Here is a 17178-nt window from a genome sequence, read left to right on the forward strand (position 1 = left end):
CCGGCCTTAGCTTATTCGACCCCGGTGGCTGTCCAGACGACCGGAACCACCGCAGAAGCGTACTTGTATTTGGTGAAGCCCTGCAGGCGGAAGGCGAGGCATGAGGTCGCCCTCCACCGAGGCTCATTTTGGACGGATGCGTAGGGACGCTTCCTCAAGGAGGAGATCATTGAGGATGCGGACTGTGCAGGGGTGTACTGCGGAGCCGATGCGGCAGCCACCTCAGCGATGGAGCGCCGCGTCCCTACCCTGTCGGCTCTCGCCTCGACAGCCGGATTCCTGCCGGAATCCCGCAGATCGCGCAGGCGTTCCCAAGCGACGACCGCCACGTGCAGGGACACGGCTGGCCAGGTGCCAATCCTCACCTGTCGCAGCTTCTGGTCGAGCGGACTGCGATATCGACAAGTCCAAGTCTTGCGGCCAACGTGGCTTCCATGCGGAGACCCGCGGTTTCCGGGCTGGTAAGATGCTGACCTGGTTGCAGGAGCTTCATTTCTCTCGCGTCGAACCCCATGGCGCCCCCCAGTATAGGTTTTTTCAGTCTGCCGATGCGTCAGTATAGGTCCTGCAAAAATGCCCCAAGAAACCTGCACTGAAAAGCCAAGTGCAGATGAGCGTCGAACAGCGTGCGTGAGCCTCAGGTATTCGGCGACATGACCGCATCACCGCAACAAATCAATGGGTTGTTCGTAACATGCAGAAAAATCAAGGGCTGAAGAGCGGACCAGAATCGGCCCACACGCCAATGATGCAGCAGTACCTGCGCCTGAAGGCGCAACATCCCGGTCTGCTGCTCTTCTACCGCATGGGCGACTTCTACGAGCTGTTCCATGAAGACGCCGAAAAGGCCGCGCGCCTGCTCGACATCACCTTGACGACGCGCGGGCAGTCCGCCGGGCAGCCGATCCGGATGGCCGGCGTGCCGTACCACGCCGTCGAGCAGTACCTGGCGAAGCTTGTGAAGCTCGGCGAGTCGGTGGTCATCTGCGAGCAGGTGGGCGACCCGGCGACCGCCAAGGGGCCGGTCGAGCGCGCAGTGTCACGCATCGTCACCCCGGGTACCCTGACCGACGCGGCGCTGCTCGACGACAAGCGCGACACGCTGCTGTTGGCGATCCATTCCACCCGCCAGCTCGCGGGTCTGGCGTGGATCAACCTCGCCAGCGGTGAGTTTCGTGTCTGCGAAGTGGCCCCCGGCCGGGTCGCCGCCACCCTTGAACGCATCCGGCCCGCCGAGATCGTCGTCGGCGAGACGCTGGCACCCGGCTTCACCGCCGACTGTGCGCTGACCCGACAGCCAGACTGGCATTTCGACGTCGAGGCCGGTGGCCGCGAACTGTGCGCGCATTTCGGCACGAGTTCGCTCGCCGGTTTTGGCGCTGATGGCCTGCGGCCGGCGATTGCCGCTGCCGGTGCTCTGCTGCGCTACGCGCGGGCCACACAGACGCGCGCCCTGCCCCACCTACGGGCGCTGATCGTCGAGCGCGACGCCACCTTTCTCGGCATGGACACGGCCACGCGGCGCAACCTCGAACTCACCGAGACGCTGCGCGGGCAGCCGGCCCCGACGCTCCACAGCCTGCTCGACACTTGCGTCTGCGCCATGGGCTCGCGGCTCCTGCGGCACGCGCTGCACCATCCCTGGCGCGAGCCGGCGATTCCGGCCGCGCGGCACGCGGCGATCGCCATGCTGCTCGACGACGCGAACCACAGCCTGCGGACGCTGCGCCAGGTCCTGCGCGGCTTCGCCGACGTCGAGCGGATCGCCGGCCGCATCGCCCTGCACAGCGCCCGCCCGCGCGATCTTTCGGGTCTGCGCGACAGCCTGCAGCGACTGGCCGAACTGCGCGCGCCGCTGCAGGCGATCGGCGGTGCGCCACTGCTCGCCGAGCTGCTGCTGCAACTGGCGACGCCGGCCGGCGCCCTCGACCTGCTGCAGCGCTCGATCCAGTCCGAGCCGGCCGCACTGGTCCGTGACGGCGGCGTCATCGCCGAGGGCTTCGACGCCGAGCTCGACGAACTGCGGGCGCTGAACGACAACTGTGGCGCCTTCCTCGTCGAACTCGAGGCGCGCGAGCGCGAGCGGACGGGAATCGCCAACCTCAAGGTCGAATACAACCGCGTGCACGGCTTCTACATCGAAGTCAGCCATGCCAATGCCGGCCGCGTTCCAGACGACTACCGCCGGCGGCAGACGCTGAAGAACGCCGAGCGCTACCTGACGCCAGAGCTGAAGTCCTTCGAGGACAGGGCGCTGTCGGCGCAGGATCGGGCGCTGGCGCGCGAGCGGCTGCTCTACGATGGCGTCCTCGCGGCCCTGCAACCCGAACTGCCACAGCTGCAGCGGGTGGCGCAGGCGGTCGCCAGCATCGACCTGCTGGCGAGCCTCGCCGACACGGCGCAACGGCGCAACTACTGCCGGCCAGAGTTCAGCGCCGAACCGGGATTGCTGATCGAAGGTGGCCGCCACCCGGTGGTCGAAGAGCAACTTGCCGGTGGCGAGAGCTTCATCGCCAACGACACCCGCCTCGGCGACGAGCGCCGGCTGCTGTTGATCACCGGTCCGAACATGGGTGGCAAGTCGACCTACATGCGGCAGACGGCCCTGATCGCACTGCTCGCCCACATCGGCAGCTATGTACCGGCGACCCGTGCCGTGATCGGTCCGCTCGACCAGATCTTCACCCGCATCGGCGCCGCCGACGATCTCGCGGGCGGACGGTCGACGTTCATGGTCGAGATGACCGAAGCAGCCGCCATCCTGCACCACGCCAGCGAGCAGAGTCTGGTGCTGATGGACGAGGTTGGACGCGGCACCTCGACCTTCGACGGCATGGCGCTGGCTTTCGCCATCTGCCGGCAGCTGATCGAGAAGAATCGCTGCCTGACGCTGTTCGCCACGCACTACTTCGAGCTGACCCTGCTCGCCAACGAGTACACAGACCTGGCAAACGTGCATCTGGGCGCGATCGAGCACGGGCAGCGCATCGTCTTCCTGCATGCCGTCGAGGAAGGTCCGGCCAGCCAGAGCTACGGCATCCAGGTGGCGGCACTGGCCGGCATCCCGGCGGCGGTGCTGAAGGCGGCGCGGCGGCAGCTGCGCGAGTTCGAGCAGCGGGCGTCGATCAACCCGTTGCAGCCCGATCTCTTTGCCAGCGCACTGTCGACCGCCGCCGAGGCCAGTGAGCCCGCCACCCAGCCGGCGATCGAACGGCTGCAGGCCATCGATCCCGACCGGCTGACGCCCCGCGAGGCGCTCGATGCGCTCTACGAGCTGCGGGCCCTGTTGCCGTGAAGCGGACCGCAAGCGTCGGGAAACTGATCGCCGTCCTCGGCGGCCTGCTGCTGGCGGGCGCGCTGCACGCCGAGACCTGGCGCTTCGCCGCGATCGGCGACACCCCGTACGGCAGCCACGAACTGCGCGAGCTGCCGCGGATGCTCGCCGACATCGCTGCCGAGCATCCGGCCTTCATCGTGCACGCTGGCGACCTCAAGGGCAGCCGCGAGATCTGCAGCGATGCTCTGCTCGCAGCCCGCCGCGACCTTCTCGACGCCTCGCCGCTACCGCTGATCTACGTTCCCGGCGACAATGAGTGGACCGACTGCAGCCATCTCCCGGCCGGGCATTTCGATCCGCTCGAGCGCCTGCAAAAGCTGCGCCAACTGTTCTTTGCCGCGCCACGCTCGCTCGGACAGTCGGTGCTGCCGCTCGAGCGGCAACCGGGAGACTACCCGGAGCATCTGCGCTGGCGGCTGGGCCCGGTGCTCTTCATCTCGCTCAATGTTCCCGGGCCGAACAACAACTTCGGCCTCGGCACGGAGCCATCCCGCGAGTTCCTTGCCCGCAACCCGGTCGTCGTCGACTGGTTGCGGCAGGGCTTTGCCGTCGCCCGACGTGAACACCTCGCCGGCATCGTCATCGTCATGCAGGGCAACCCGGCATTCCGCCACCACGCCGCCGGACTGCCGCATGCCGGCTATCGCGAATTGCTCGACAGCCTGAGCCAGGAGGTCATCGCCTTCGCCGGACAGGTATTGCTGATCCACGGCGACACGCACTGGCAGCGCATCGACCAGCCGTTGCGCCATCCGTTGACCAGGCTGCCAATCAGCAGCTTCACCCGCCTGGAGACCTTCGGCTCGCCGTTCATGGGCTGGGTAAAGGTCATCATCGACGAGCAGCACCCGCAACTGTTCCGCTTCGAGGTGCACCCGCATCCGCGTCGCCTGCCCTGAGGCCGTAGAAGCCTGTCGACAGCAGCCGGCACAGGCTCTAGACTTGCCTGACGAATCGTCCGCATCGCGCTCGCCAGGAACCCTCTCTGGCTGCTGGCCGGGGTGACGGGCGAGTGCAGGCGGTCGGGCCAATCAGACTCGCGCGTGTGACCCCGGTCATGACAGCCTGGTCGACACGGTTTTCTGTCGCCTCGGGAGGGATGGATGATGAGACTGACCGTCTGGCTGCGCGCTGCGCTGGCTTCACTTCTCGCCGTTCTTGCTGCCACCGCCAGTGCCGATATCGTCATTGGCCAGGTCGCCGCTTTCAGCGGCCCGCTCGCCCCCACCGGCACACACATGCGGGCGGGCGCACAACTCCTGTTCGACGCCGTCAACGCCGAGGGGGGGATTCACGGTGCGCGGGTTCGGTTGCTGTCGGCCGACGATGGCTACAAGACCGAAGAGACCGTCCGCCTCGCGCGCGAAATGCTTCGGAGCGAGCAGCCGCTGGCCTTCATCGGCTTCGTCGGCACCGGCAACGTCGAGGCGATGCTTGACCACAAGGTGCTCGCCGAAGCCGGCATTCCACTGATCTCCGTGCGCTCGGGTGCGGAAACCCTGGTCCGCCGCAACGACCCCTTCCTGTTCATGACGCGCGCCAGCTACGCCGAGGAGATCGACAAGATCACCGACCAGTACGCGACCACCGGCTACAAACGCTTTGCCGTCTTCTACCAGGACGACGCGTTCGGCAAGGGCGCGCTGGCGAGCGCCAGGGAATCGATCCAGAAGGCGGGTGGCAGCCTCGTCGCCGAGGGAGGATATGAAAAGAACACGACCAACGTCGCCGCCGCGGTGAAGACGATCGCTGCCGCGGCGCCGCAGGCGGTCATCCTGATCGCCAACACTGCCGCCAGCGCCGAGTTTCTGCAACAGTCACGTGCCGCCGGCAACCTCGCCCAATACGTCGCGCTGTCGGTCACCGACGCGGCCCAGGTGGTGCAGAAGATCGGTGCCGACAAGGCCGAGGGGCTGGCGCTGACGCAGGTGGTGCCCGATCCGAACAGCCACACGGTGCCCCTGATCCGGGAAATCCAGCACTATTTCAGGAAGTTCAAGCCGAAGGACGTGACGCTCAACCACACCTTCGTCGAGGGCTATCTCGGCGCCAAGGTGCTGGTCGAAGCACTGCGCCGGGCAGGCCCCGATCCGACACGGCGCAAGCTGCGCGACGCGCTGGAAGGGCTGTCGCAGCACGACTTCGGCGGCGTCTTCATCAGCTTCTCGCCGCGGCGCCACGCCGGGTCGCGTTTCGTGGACATCACCATTCTCAACCGCAACGGCAAGCTGCTGCGCTGATTCGCCACCCGCGCGCTCAACCCCAGAGCGCCCGCCAGCCCTCGAGCAGCAGGCGGACAGCGCCGGCGATCGACAGCGCCGTCGCCACCGACAGTGCGATCGAGAAGCCGGCCTGGCGGATGCCAATCGTCCGCAGCATCAGCGCGAAGGTCGACACACAGGGAATGTAGAAGGTGATGAAGACGAGGAAGGTGGCGATCTGCACCTCGTCGAGCAACGGCACGATCTCGATCGTGCCCAGCGCCTGATGGATCATCAGCAGCGACAGCTCCTTGCGCAGCACGCCAAACAGGATCGGCACGCCGAGCAGGGCCGGCAGACCCAGCCACCAGCGAGTGACCGGCGACAGCGCCAGATTGATCCATTCGTCTGCGCCGAAGTGGTCGAGCAGCGCCAGGAGGATGCTGCCCAGCACCAGCAGCGGCGTGACGATGGTGACGATGTCGCTGCACCGCTCCCAGGTCCTTGCCAGCAACGGACGCCAACGCGGCAGCGCGTAGGGCGGAATCTCCTGGACCAGTCCGACGGCAACGTTGGCGTAGCGTCGCGCGAGCAGGCTGCCGAGCACGGTGAGAACGATGAAGGTGAGGGCGAAGATGGCAAAGACACCGAACCCGCCAAGGTACTTGCCCCCCATCGCAAGGATGATCGCCGAGCGCGCCGAGCAGGGGACGAAGGCGAGCAGCAGTGTCGCGACGAGCCGCTCCCTGCCGCTGCTGGTTGCCGCCACCATCGAGATGGCCGGCACATTGCAGCCGAGGCCGACGAGGAACGGCGCGGCGACGCCGCCGTGCAGGCCGATGCGGTGAAAGCCACGGTCGACGACAAAGGCGACGCGGTGCATGATCCCGGCTTCCTCGAGGGCCACCAGCAGCAGCACCAGCGGCAACATGTAGGGGACGACGATGGCGACGAGACCGATCAGTCCGTCTACCACCGCCCACGCGACCACGGCCGGGGTGGACGTGGGCCGCCACTGCTGCGCCCACTCGACGAGCGGTGCCGCCGTCCACGCGTCGATCGTGCCGCTGATCTCGAAGACCACCAGCAGGACGAGCGCAAAGACCAGCGTGCTGCCGAGCAGGCCCCAGCGCGGATGCAGGAAGACGCCGTCGAGCAGCCGCTGCCAGCGGCCGGCAGCGGCCGCACCACCGAAGCGGCTGACGTTCTCGAAGAGGATCGCTGCCTGATGGTGGCGGTCGGCGTGCAGCTCTTCCGGCAAGGGCCGCGGCAGCCGCCGCGCGGCAGCCGCCCGCGCCGCCACCACCTGCGGCAGCAGTTGCGGCAGATGGCTGGCCAGCTCGTGCAGGAAGTACTCGTTGCTGGCCGCCAGCTGCACGCACAGGAACGGCAGCGGAACGCGCAAGCTCTGCGCCACCGCCGACTGCGCGAGCAGCGAGCGCAACGGCTCCAGGGCGGCTGCGAGGTGCGGTCCCGGCGTCCGGACAGGCGGCGACGCCGGCACGCGCGCGGCCTCCAGCGCGGCGGCAAAGAGATCAGTGACACCAATCCCCATGTGCGCCACGGTCGACCACACCGGCACGCCGAGCTGCTCCGACAGGGCACGGCTGTTGACGTAGACACCCTTGCGACGTGCCTCGTCGACGCGGTTGAGAGCGATCAGCAGGGGCTTGCCAAGCAGGCACAGTTCGAGGCTGAGTTCGAGGTCCCGTTGCAGCGCTGTCGCGTCGACGACCTGGATGAGGACATCGGGCGCCGCGAACGACTCTGCCGGTAGATCGTCCTCGTACGCCTCGACGGCTGGCCAGCGGGCACCCCAGAGCAGGTACTGCAGCAACTGGATGTCACGCGACCCGGGCGACTGCAGTGACTCCACCGCCGGCAGGTCGACCAACGAGATCTGCTCGAGCCCGATATCGACCACGCACTCGTCGCAGGCATCGCCGTGGCGCAGAAGTCGGTGCTGCGGCACGGCACTCGACGCGGCCAGGAACAGGCTGCTCTTGCCCGTGCGCTGGTGGCCGACCAGCGCCACGCGCGGTCGCCGCCTGCCACGCAGCAGGGGCTGCGGCAGCAGGATGCCCACCCTGCCAGTGTTCACCATGCGGCCATCGCTCGCGCCCTCGCCGCCAGCCCGGCGCCGCGCGGCCGCTCAGGGCCTGCAGCCGCGGCAGATGGCGGGCAACCGCCCCTGCTCAGTCGCTGCCGTCGGCAACCAGTCTGCGACCGCCACACGGAGGCGCCACCCAGCGCTCAGTCCTCATCGTCCAGGTCGTCATCGTGCGTATGGCCATGCCGGATTTCATCGGCGGTCGCCGGACGAACCGCGGTCACCGTGCAGGTGAAGATCAGCGCCATGCCGGCCAACGGGTGGTTGCCATCGAGCACCACCTTGTCAGCGGCGATCTCGGTGACGCGGTAGATCAGGACATCTTCATCGTCCTCCTCATCGCCGCCCTCCGGAATGCCCTCGAACTGCATGCCCACCTGCAGTTCGTCGGGAAACTGGCTCCGCGGTTCGAGCTGGACGAGCGTTGCATCGTACTCACCGAAAGCATCGTCGGGCTGCATCCTGACCACCACCGACTCGCCGATGCGCTTGCCGTGGACGGCCTCCTCGATCATCGGGAAGATGTCGTCGTACCCGCCGTGCAGATAAACCAGCGGCTCCTGGCCAGCATCGACCAGCTCGCCTTCGAAATCGGTGACACTGTAATCGAGGGTGACGACGGTATTCTTGGCAACTTGCATGTTCATGAATTCAGTTCCTTCACCGCCCGCAGCATGGCGAGCGCGTGGCCCTTGGCGCTGACTCCGTACTCCGCGAGCCGAAGGACGCCCTGTTTGTCGATGATGAAAGTCGAGCGGACGATTCCGGATCTCCGGACACCATTCACCTCTTTCTCCTGCCAGACACCGTACTGCCTGCACGCCAGCCCGTCTTCGTCCGACAGCAGGCTGATGGAGATGCCGTGCTCGTCGCGGAACTCGGCATGCTTCAGACAATCGTCGCGACTGATGCCGAAGATCTGGCAATCCAGCCGTGCGAACTCGTCCTCGTGATCCGAGAAGTCGGTTGCCTGCAGAGTACAGCACGGCGCGCCATCCCTCGGGTAGAAAAAGAGGATGACATTGCTTCTGCCCTGAAAGTGGGCCATGTCGATGAGTTCCATGTCCGCGTCGGGGAGGACGAACATCGGCGCTGCCTGTCCTGCTTTCAGCATGCTACCCCCTCAAAGACCCCAACCGCGCACGGATCGCGCGCGGGCGGAGCAGATTCTAACGAAGCTTCCCGGATCTGACTACCGGAAAGAAAAGCTGCAATGCGGCTAGAATGTTCCCCTCCGCCGGCTGGCGGCCCGCCCGCGCAACAGTGCCGCGACCAGCGGGTCGACGCCCACCGGAGACATCATCCGTAGCAAGCGTCCGAACTGGAGAGAAGATGAAAGCACTCATCGCCCTGCGCCACGCCCTCCCCGTCCTCGCCCTGCTGTCTGCCTCACCCGCCCTGGCGACAACGGCCGAGCGCCCGACGACCATCGAGCTGGCTGCCGAAGCCAGCCGACCGGCGGCCAACGACCTGGCGCGCGCCACCGTCTTCGCCGAAGCGACCGGAGCGACACCGGGAGAGTTGGGCAAACGGGTCAACGGTCTGATCGCGGACGGGCTGAAGATGGCCCGCTCCTACGGCAACGTCCGCGTACAGAGCGGCGCCACCCACACGCATCCCGTTTACGGCAAGGGCAACCGGATCGAAGGCTGGCGCATGCGCTCCGATCTGACACTCGAGTCCACCGACGCGGCAGCGCTGTCGGAACTGCTCGGCAAGCTGCAAGCCTCGCTCGGTGTTGCCAGCCTGAGCATGCTGCCCGCGGCCGAAACCCGTCGCAAGGCAGAGACCGAGGCGACGCTCGCCGCGCTGGCTGCCTTTCGTGAGCGCGCCAGGGTGATCGCCGATGCGCTCGGCAAGCCATTCCGCATCCGGCACCTGACCGTCAGCAGCAGCGGGCGGCCACCGCTGATGCCGGTCATGCGCGCAGCGCCCATGGCGGCCGACGCGGCGCCGCCACCACTGCCGCTGGAAGCCGGCGAGAGCCTGGTCAGCAGCACGGTCGCGGGGCAGATCGAACTGATCGAATAGCGCTTCCCGGTCGTTCGGCGACCGGCTGCTGCAGGCCGCCGCAGCCGGCAGCGCTAGGGCCGGGCGGTCCTCCCCGTCTCCACCACTGCTGCGGACGGCTTGCTGGCTGCGGCCTTGGCGGGTGCCGACGCTGCCGCCGCCCTGGCGACCGGCGCTGGCGGCGGCTTTTCGGGCATCACCACCGCCCTCTGGTCTGCTGCCGGCTTTTCCGGAATCTGGACGAAGACCTCTCCCTGCTTGACCATCCCGAGCTCGAATCGGGCACGCTCCTCGATCGCGTCATAGCCCTGCTTGAGGTCGCGTACTTCGGCATCGAGCCCGGCGTTGCGCAACTCGAGGACCTTGTTGATCTCCTTCTGCTCCGCCAGTTGCCGGTCAACCTCCCAGACGCGCAACCAGCCGCCCTTGCCCAGCCACAGCGGGTGCTGCAGCAGGACGATGACGACCAGCAGCGCGATAGCCAGCCAGCGCACCTTGTTGTCAACCGCGACGGGCGGTCAGGAGAGGTTGTAGAAGGCGTCGCGACCGGGGTAACCGGCAGTGTCGCCGAGATCCTCCTCGATGCGCAGCAACTGGTTGTACTTGGCGATGCGGTCGGAGCGCGACAGCGAACCCGTCTTGATCTGCAGTGCATTCATGCCGACCGCGATGTCGGCGATCGTGCTGTCCTCGGTCTCGCCCGAGCGATGCGAGATGACCGCCGTGTAGCGCGCGCGCTTGGCCATCTCGATGGCGGCGAAGGTTTCGGAAAGCGTGCCGATCTGGTTGATCTTGACCAGGATCGAGTTGCCGATTCCCTGCCTGATGCCTTCCTTGAAGATGCGCGTGTTGGTGACGAAGACGTCGTCGCCGACGATCTGCACCCCTTTGCCGAGGCGGGCGGTCAGCAGCTTCCAGCCGTCCCAGTCGCCTTCGGCCATGCCGTCCTCGATCGAGACGATCGGGAAGCGATCGGCCAGATTGGCGAGGTAATCGACCAACTCGTGCGGACTCAGTTGCAGGTGCTCGCCGGCCAGATGGTAGCGGCCATCGCGATGGAGTTCGGACGCGGCACAATCGAGACCGATCAGGACGTCCTCACCGGCACCGTAACCGGCGTTCTCGATCGCCTGCATGATCAGTTGCAGCGCCTCGGCATGGCTGCCGAGATTGGGAGCGAACCCACCCTCATCGCCGACCGCGGTCGAAAAACCCTTCTTGTGCAGGAGCTTCTTCAGGGCGTGAAAGACCTCGGCACCGCAACGCAGTGCTTCGCGAAACGACGCCTGGCTGACCGGGAGAATCATGAACTCCTGGAAGTCGAGGCTATTGTTGGCATGCTCACCGCCGTTGATGATGTTCATCATCGGTACCGGCATCTGCATTGGCCCCGAGCCGCCGAAGTAGCGGTAGAGCGGCAGACCGGACTCCTCGGCAGCCGCCTTGGCAACCGCCATCGACACCGCCAGCATCGCGTTCGCCCCGAGGCGGCCCTTGTTGTCGCTGCCGTCGAGATGGATCAGCGTCTGGTCGATGAACGCCTGCTCCTGCGCATCGAGACCGACGATCGCCTCGGAAATCTCCGTATTGACGTTCTCGACCGCCTGCAGGACGCCCTTGCCGAGATAGCGGGCGGCATCACCGTCGCGCAGTTCGATTGCCTCGCGCGAGCCGGTGGAGGCACCCGACGGGACCGCCGCCCGGCCCATCACCCCTGACTCGAGGAGGACGTCGCATTCGACGGTTGGGTTGCCGCGCGAATCCAGCACTTCGCGGGCGACGACATCAACGACTGAGCTCATGGTCTTTCCTTTGTAGGTCGCAACACAATCCAATCAAGGCGGCAATCCTTCGACGACCAGCATGTTCACGGTCGCCGCGTCGCGGCGTGCGGCTCGTGCCTCGCGGTACTCGGGCGAATCATAAAACCTCTTCGCCTGCTCGAGCGAATCGAATTCGATGATCACCAGCCGCTCGGGCACCTGCCAGTTCCCTTCCAGCACCTCGCTGCGACCGCCACGGGCGAGATATCGGCCACCGTGGCGAGCGATGGCCGCCGCCGCCAGTTCCTTGTACGTGGCATAGGCCCGCGCGTCGGAAACCTTCGCCTCGACCAGCAGATAGGCCTTCACAGCCCGTTCTCCGCCAGACCTGCCGTCTTCACCAGGCGGTCGATGGCGACCAGGTTCGCCAGCAGGCTCGCCATGCGTGCCAGCGGCCAGCTGTTGGGGCCGTCCGACAGGGCCTGTTCCGGACGTGGATGGGTCTCCATGAACAAACCGGCAACCCCGGCGGCGACCGCCGCCCGCGCCAGCACCGGGATGAACTCGCGCTGCCCCCCCGAGACCGTTCCCTGGCCGCCGGGCAGCTGCACCGAATGGGTGGCGTCGAAGATCACCGGGCAGCCGCTGTCACGCATGATCGCCAAGCTGCGCATATCGGCGACCAGGTTGTTGTAGCCGAAGGAGACGCCACGCTCGCAGACCATGATGGTGTCGGCGGCGCCAGCGGCACTGCGCGCCTTGTCGACCACGTTGCGCATGTCGGCCGGCGCCAGGAACTGGCCCTTCTTGATGTTGACCGGCCTGCCCGAGGCGGCGACCGCCTCGATGAAGTCGGTCTGCCGGCAGAGGAAGGCTGGGGTCTGCAGGACATCGACGACCGCTGCGACGGCGGCGATGTCCTGCTCGCGATGGACGTCGGTGAGGACGGGGACGGCGATTTGCCGTCGCACTTCGGCCAGGATGCGCAGCCCCTCGTCGATCCCCGGCCCCCGCGGCGAGCGCCCCGAACTCCGGTTGGCCTTGTCATAGGAGGCCTTGAAGATGTACGCCAGGCCGAGGCGGGCGCAGATCTCCTTCATCTGCCCGGCGACCTCGAGGCAAAGGCCGAGCGACTCGGCGGTGCACGGACCGGCGATCAGGAAAAGCGGCTTCCCAAGCCCGACCTCGAAGTCGCAGAGCTTCATGCCGCGCCCCGGCGAGCCGCCGCTGCCTGGACGAAGGAAGTGAACAGCGGATGGCCCCGGCGCGGTGACGAAGTGAACTCGGGGTGGAACTGGCAACCGAGGAACCACGGATGGGCGTTGGCGCCCTCTCGTGGCAGTTCGACGATCTCGCACAGGTCGGTGACCGGCGCCCGCCCGGAGACCACCAGTCCGACACGTTCGAGTTCGCCGAGCAGCCGGTTGTTCACCTCGTAACGGTGACGATGCCGCTCGACGATCTCCTCTCGACCGTAGATCGCTCGCGCCATCGTCCCTGCGGCAAGCCGGCAAAGCTGGCCACCGAGCCGCATCGTGCCGCCGAGATCGGAATTCTCGTCACGCGTCTCGACGCGTCCCGATGCGTCCTGCCACTCGGTGATCAGACCGACGACCGGATAGGGCGAATCCTGGACGAACTCGCTGCTGTGCGCGCCGGCCATGCCGGCGACGTCCCGCGCAAACTCGACGACCGCCAGCTGCATGCCGAGACAGATGCCGAGGAAGGGAATCCGGTGCTCGCGCGCGTGGCGGATCGCGGCGATCTTGCCCTCGGTGCCACGGCGGCCGAAGCCGCCCGGCACGAGGATCGCATCCATTCCCTGCAGCGCGTGGCAACCGTTGCGCTCGATCTCCTCGGAATCGATGTAGCTGATGCGGACCTTGCTGCGGGTGGCGATGCCGGCGTGGACGAGGGCTTCGGTGAGCGACTTGTAGGACTCGGTGAGGTCGACGTACTTGCCGACGAAGGCGACGTCGAGGACCCGTTCCGGGTTCTCCAGCGCATGCACGATGTTCTTCCAGACGCTGAGGTCGGCCGCCCGGGCAAGGATCCCGAGCTTGTGGCAGACGATCTCGTCGAGCATCTGGTCGTGCAGCATGGCCGGGATCTTGTAGATCGAATCGGCATCGCGCGCCTCGATCACCGCTTCGCGCTGCACATTGCAGAACAGCGCCATCTTGCGCTTGTCATCCTCGGGAATCGGTCGGTCGGTACGGCAGAGCAGGATGTCCGGCTGGATGCCGATCTCGCGCAGTTCCTTGACCGAATGCTGCGTCGGCTTGGTCTTCAGTTCGCCGGCGGTGGCGATGTACGGCACCAGCGTCAGGTGCATGTAGCAGGCATTGGTGCGTCCCTCCTGCAGCGCCATCTGGCGGATCGCCTCGAGGAAGGGCAGCGACTCGATGTCGCCGACCGTCCCGCCCACCTCGACGATCGCCAGGTCTGCGCCTTCGGCGCCACGCCGGATGTGTGCCTTGATCTCGTCGGTGATGTGCGGAATCACCTGCACGGTCTTGCCGAGATATTCGCCGCGCCGCTCCTTGCGGATCACCGAATCGTAGATCTGGCCGGTGGTGAAGTTGTTGCGCCGCTCCATGCGGGCGTTGGTGAAGCGCTCGTAGTGCCCGAGGTCGAGGTCGGTCTCGGCGCCATCTTCGGTGACGAAGACCTCACCATGCTGGAAGGGGCTCATCGTACCGGGATCGACGTTGATGTAGGGGTCGAGCTTGAGATGGGTGACCCTGATTCCGCGCGATTCGAGGATGGCCCCGAGCGAGGCGGCGGCGATTCCCTTGCCAAGGGACGAGACGACGCCACCGGTGACGAAAACGTATTTGATCATGGAGATGGCAGCAGCGGGAAAGCCCGATTGTAGCCGATAACCCCTACCCTCTCCAACCGATGGCGGACGGCACGGACGGCAACGGGCGACGTCGCCAACCAGGCCTGCTGCCCGCCGGGCGCACACCCGGCCGCTGCGCCATCGCCAGTGCACCGGACACCCGCGACTCGCACCGACGCGCACCGTGTCCCCTGACCGATCCTGTCCAGGAGGACAGGACGTGCCAATGCGCACGCGAGCATCCCATCCGGAAATCATCGCTCGAACGGCTACTGTCGCCACAACCGATCCGGTTCGCCGAGGCCATCGTCGTCGCCGATGCCGCGACCTCCGTGCTCGCCATCGTCGCCTTGTTGGGCGGCATGGTGTATGGCTGGCACTGGCTCGATCCGGCGATCGGAATCCTCGGCAGCGTGCTTGTCGCGCGTTGGGCATGGGGCCTGATCCATGACACGGCCCGCGTGCTCCTCGACCGCGAGATGGACCATCCGCTGGTCGACCAGGTGCGGCGGGAACTGCTCACCAACGCCGCCTGACAACCGCTGCCGCGAATCGACGACCTGCACCTCTGGCGCGTCGGTCGCGCGAAGTTCGCGGTCATCACCAGCCTGGCGAGCGAGGACCCTGCTCTCACCCCCGCAGCGGTACGCACAGCACACTCCCGTCATGCCGAGCTGGCGCACATCTCGGTCGAGGTCAATCGACCCGGCGACTTGGCCGCCCCGCAGCCGCCGCCGGCAGGAGCCTGATCGGCCACTTGACGTCGGTCCTACCGCTCTTCCGGGAAGCCGGCCAGCAGCTGCTCGACGATCCAGCGCGCCTCGGCTTCGCTGAGGAAGCGGTGCCACGGCGGCATCGGCGTTCCCGGCCGGCCGCCGTGGATCGTCGCGACGAGCGAGTCGACCGGCTTGTCGCGCAGTGCTTCGGGCTTCAGCGATGGACCAAGCCCCCCTTGCAGCGTCATGCCGTGGCAGGAACCGCAGTCCTGCCGCACGAGATGGACGAGTTCGCGCTGTCTGGCTGCTGCGGGCAGCGGCTCTGCCGGTAGCGGCGTGGCGGCGAGGAGAACGCAGAAGACGACGAGATGGCGCATGCGTGGCGAGGCGGACCAGGCGTCGGCTGCGACACTATGTCGCAGCCGACGAGATGGAGAAGAACACTAAGATTGCAGCATTCTAGCCGAAGCGCCGAGACAGTCCAGGGAGACGACGATGCAGGACAACGATTATCAGTACAACGACGACAATGATGGCGAACTGGCGTCACTGCTGCTCGGTGCCGGCTTCGCCCTGGCGTCGTTGATCCTCCTGCCGGCCATCGCCCAGCGTGTCGGCATCGGCAGCAGCCTGACGATCGCCCTGCGCGGCGCCCTGATGCGCGCTGCCAACCGCGTGTGAAGACGGGCCCGGAGCCGCTGCACCTGCACTGACTGCCGCCGCTGGCAAGCGAAGCGGAAGGCAGCCCACACCCTGATGCCTGCCTCGCGTCCAAGCCACCTCGCTTTGGCTCTGCTCTGTTGCGGTGGCGCCCTCTTCGCCCTCAGCCTTGCCGACGCCGCCCGCCTGCGGCAGCAACGTGCCGACTCCGGTCGGGAGATGCAGGCGCTGGTGCGGCAGTTGCAGCTCACCGACCTCTGCCTGTTCACCGAGGCCCGCTATGCTCGTCACCCGTCGCAGGCCGACCTGCACTCTGCCTTTCAGGACCACCCGCTGGCGCTCGAACACTTTCCCAGCGGCTCGCTGCTGTTGCCACCCGCCAACCTGAGCGGCCACCATGAACGCCTGGATCGAGAAGCAGAAGTACCTGATTGACTTCACCCTCGCCTCGCTCGCCCGACGCAAGGCGAAGAGCCTCGGCCTGCTGCTGGTCTACTCGCTGATCGTCTTCCTGCTCGCTTCGGTCATGCTGTTCACGCACGCGTTGCGCCATGCTGCGAACGAGTTCCTCGCCGGCGCTCCGGAAATCGTCCTGCAGCGAATGGTGGCCGGCCGCCATGACCTGATCCCGCCCGGCTACCTCGAGCGCATCGGGCGCCTGCGCGGCGTCCAGGAGAAACAGGGACGCCTCTGGGGTTACTACTACGACCCGGTAGTCAAGGCCAACTACACCTTCATGGTCGCCGACGACCGGCCGCTGGCGCCCGGTAAGCTGGTCGTCGGCGCCGGGCTCGCGCGGACGCGTGGCGTTGCGCCGGGCAACCTCATTTCCTTCCGCGCCTATTCCGGAAAGCTGTTCACCTTCAGCATCGCCGACATCCTGCCGGCGAAGTCGGAACTGGTCAGCGCCGACCTGGTGCTGCTCAGCGAAGCCGACTTCCGCGCCTTCTTCGACATTCCGCCCGGCCATTACACGGACATCACGCTGCGCGTCGCCAATCCGCTCGAGGTACGGAACATCGCCGGCAAGCTCGCACAGCAGTTTCCCGACTCGCGGCCGATCCTGCGCGAAGAGATCCTGCGCACCTACGATTCGATCTTCAGCTGGCGGGAAGGCATCGTTCTTGCCCTTGCGACGCTCGCCCTGCTCGCCTTCGCCATCCTCGCCTGGGAAAAGGCCTCCGGACTTTCGGCCGACGAGCGACGCGAGATCGGCATCCTCAAGGCGATCGGCTGGGAGACCGGCGACGTCCTGCGGATGAAGTTCTGGGAAGGCGCCTTGTTGTCGCTGAGCGCCTTCCTGCTCGGCTACCTCGCCGCCTACGTACATGTCTTCCACTTCGCCGCATCGTTCCTGTCGCCGGTGCTGAAGGGCTGGGCAGTGCTCTATCCGCGCTTCGAACTCAGTCCGGTGATCGACGGTCTGCAGGTGACGACACTGTTCTTCTTCACGGTCTTCCCCTATGCGGCCGCGACACTGGTACCCATCTGGCGGACCGCGATCACCGACCCCGACGCGGTGCTGCGCGGCTGAAC

The 17178-nt window shown here is 66.7% G+C and carries 18 protein-coding genes; 8 read left to right on the plus strand and 10 right to left on the minus strand.

From position 1 onward, the window contains the following. Positions 1-11 precede the first annotated feature (11 nt). Positions 12-593, minus strand: a complete 582-nt coding sequence (locus NFW30_RS20045) for an Arm DNA-binding domain-containing protein (protein WP_363322075.1) — start codon at positions 591-593, stop codon at positions 12-14. Between the two features lie 101 nt (positions 594-694). Here NFW30_RS20045 and mutS point away from each other — a divergent pair, with 101 nt between their 5' ends. The 3 genes from mutS to NFW30_RS06270 all read left to right on the plus strand — a co-directional run bounded on the left by mutS (position 695) and on the right by NFW30_RS06270 (position 5577). Further along, positions 695-3295: a DNA mismatch repair protein MutS gene (gene mutS / locus NFW30_RS06260; RefSeq protein ID WP_295352356.1), complete on the plus strand. Its 2601-nt coding sequence runs from the start codon at positions 695-697 to the stop codon at positions 3293-3295. Next, the gene (locus NFW30_RS06265) at positions 3292-4236 is read left to right on the plus strand and encodes a metallophosphoesterase family protein (RefSeq protein WP_295352359.1); all 945 of its coding nucleotides are present in this window, start codon (positions 3292-3294) and stop codon (positions 4234-4236) included. The genes mutS and NFW30_RS06265 overlap by 4 nt, the downstream gene beginning before the upstream one ends. A 204-nt stretch (positions 4237-4440) precedes the next feature. Next, positions 4441-5577 (plus strand): ABC transporter substrate-binding protein, encoded by a 1137-nt coding sequence (locus NFW30_RS06270; protein ID WP_295352360.1) that lies wholly within the window; start codon positions 4441-4443, stop codon positions 5575-5577. Positions 5578-5593: 16 nt separating this feature from the next. Here NFW30_RS06270 and NFW30_RS06275 read toward each other — a convergent pair whose 3' ends face one another. From NFW30_RS06275 to NFW30_RS06285, 3 genes are all read right to left on the minus strand, one after another. Then, complete coding sequence (locus NFW30_RS06275; protein WP_295352362.1) at positions 5594-7642, minus strand: nucleoside recognition domain-containing protein; 2049 nt, start codon at positions 7640-7642, stop codon at positions 5594-5596. Positions 7643-7791: 149 nt separating this feature from the next. Then, entirely contained in the window at positions 7792-8289 is a 498-nt protein-coding gene (locus tag NFW30_RS06280) for a peptidylprolyl isomerase (RefSeq protein WP_295352434.1), read from the minus strand. A 2-nt stretch (positions 8290-8291) separates the two neighbouring features. Next, complete coding sequence (locus tag NFW30_RS06285; protein ID WP_295352365.1) at positions 8292-8762, minus strand: peroxiredoxin; 471 nt, start codon at positions 8760-8762, stop codon at positions 8292-8294. A 218-nt stretch (positions 8763-8980) separates the two neighbouring features. Here NFW30_RS06285 and NFW30_RS06290 point away from each other — a divergent pair, with 218 nt between their 5' ends. After that, entirely contained in the window at positions 8981-9679 is a 699-nt protein-coding gene (locus NFW30_RS06290) for an SIMPL domain-containing protein (protein ID WP_295352368.1), read from the plus strand. A 53-nt stretch (positions 9680-9732) separates the two neighbouring features. Here the strand turns inward: NFW30_RS06290 and ftsB are convergent, their stop codons facing one another. The 5 genes from ftsB to NFW30_RS06315 are packed head-to-tail and all read right to left on the minus strand — an operon-like array spanning position 9733 to position 14266. Then, positions 9733-10152 (minus strand): cell division protein FtsB, encoded by a 420-nt coding sequence (gene ftsB / locus NFW30_RS06295; RefSeq protein WP_295352371.1) that lies wholly within the window; start codon positions 10150-10152, stop codon positions 9733-9735. A 24-nt stretch (positions 10153-10176) separates the two neighbouring features. Then, positions 10177-11460 (minus strand): phosphopyruvate hydratase, encoded by a 1284-nt coding sequence (gene eno, locus NFW30_RS06300; RefSeq protein ID WP_295352374.1) that lies wholly within the window; start codon positions 11458-11460, stop codon positions 10177-10179. A 33-nt stretch (positions 11461-11493) separates the two neighbouring features. Continuing rightward, positions 11494-11790, minus strand: a complete 297-nt coding sequence (locus NFW30_RS06305; protein WP_295352377.1) for a DUF1330 domain-containing protein — start codon at positions 11788-11790, stop codon at positions 11494-11496. Beyond that, a complete protein-coding gene (kdsA, locus tag NFW30_RS06310) occupies positions 11787-12626 on the minus strand; it encodes a 3-deoxy-8-phosphooctulonate synthase (protein ID WP_295352380.1) in 840 nt (279 codons plus the stop codon). Before kdsA ends, NFW30_RS06305 begins: the two co-directional genes overlap by 4 nt. Next, positions 12623-14266 carry a CTP synthase gene (locus NFW30_RS06315; RefSeq protein WP_295352384.1) on the minus strand — a complete coding sequence of 548 codons (1644 nt, stop codon included), beginning with the start codon at positions 14264-14266 and terminating at the stop codon, positions 12623-12625. The genes kdsA and NFW30_RS06315 overlap by 4 nt, the downstream gene beginning before the upstream one ends. Positions 14267-14598: 332 nt before the next feature. Here NFW30_RS06315 and NFW30_RS06320 point away from each other — a divergent pair, with 332 nt between their 5' ends. Beyond that, positions 14599-14802 carry a hypothetical protein gene (locus tag NFW30_RS06320; protein ID WP_295352387.1) on the plus strand — a complete coding sequence of 68 codons (204 nt, stop codon included), beginning with the start codon at positions 14599-14601 and terminating at the stop codon, positions 14800-14802. A 233-nt stretch (positions 14803-15035) separates the two neighbouring features. On the opposite strand, the gene NFW30_RS06325 is transcribed toward NFW30_RS06320, so the two are convergent. Beyond that, positions 15036-15359 carry a cytochrome c gene (locus tag NFW30_RS06325; RefSeq protein ID WP_295352390.1) on the minus strand — a complete coding sequence of 108 codons (324 nt, stop codon included), beginning with the start codon at positions 15357-15359 and terminating at the stop codon, positions 15036-15038. A 118-nt stretch (positions 15360-15477) separates the two neighbouring features. Here NFW30_RS06325 and NFW30_RS06330 point away from each other — a divergent pair, with 118 nt between their 5' ends. The 3 genes from NFW30_RS06330 (at position 15478) to NFW30_RS06340 (ending at position 17176) form a co-directional block, all read left to right on the plus strand. Continuing rightward, the gene (locus tag NFW30_RS06330) at positions 15478-15663 is read left to right on the plus strand and encodes a hypothetical protein (protein WP_295352393.1); all 186 of its coding nucleotides are present in this window, start codon (positions 15478-15480) and stop codon (positions 15661-15663) included. Between the two features lie 75 nt (positions 15664-15738). Then, entirely contained in the window at positions 15739-16077 is a 339-nt protein-coding gene (locus NFW30_RS06335) for a hypothetical protein (RefSeq protein WP_295352396.1), read from the plus strand. Further along, the gene (locus NFW30_RS06340) at positions 16040-17176 is read left to right on the plus strand and encodes an FtsX-like permease family protein (protein WP_295352398.1); all 1137 of its coding nucleotides are present in this window, start codon (positions 16040-16042) and stop codon (positions 17174-17176) included. Before NFW30_RS06335 ends, NFW30_RS06340 begins: the two co-directional genes overlap by 38 nt. Positions 17177-17178 lie beyond the last annotated feature (2 nt).

The organism is Accumulibacter sp. (assembly GCF_023806635.1).
In the GTDB taxonomy this organism is placed as follows: Bacteria; Pseudomonadota; Gammaproteobacteria; order Burkholderiales; family Rhodocyclaceae; genus Accumulibacter.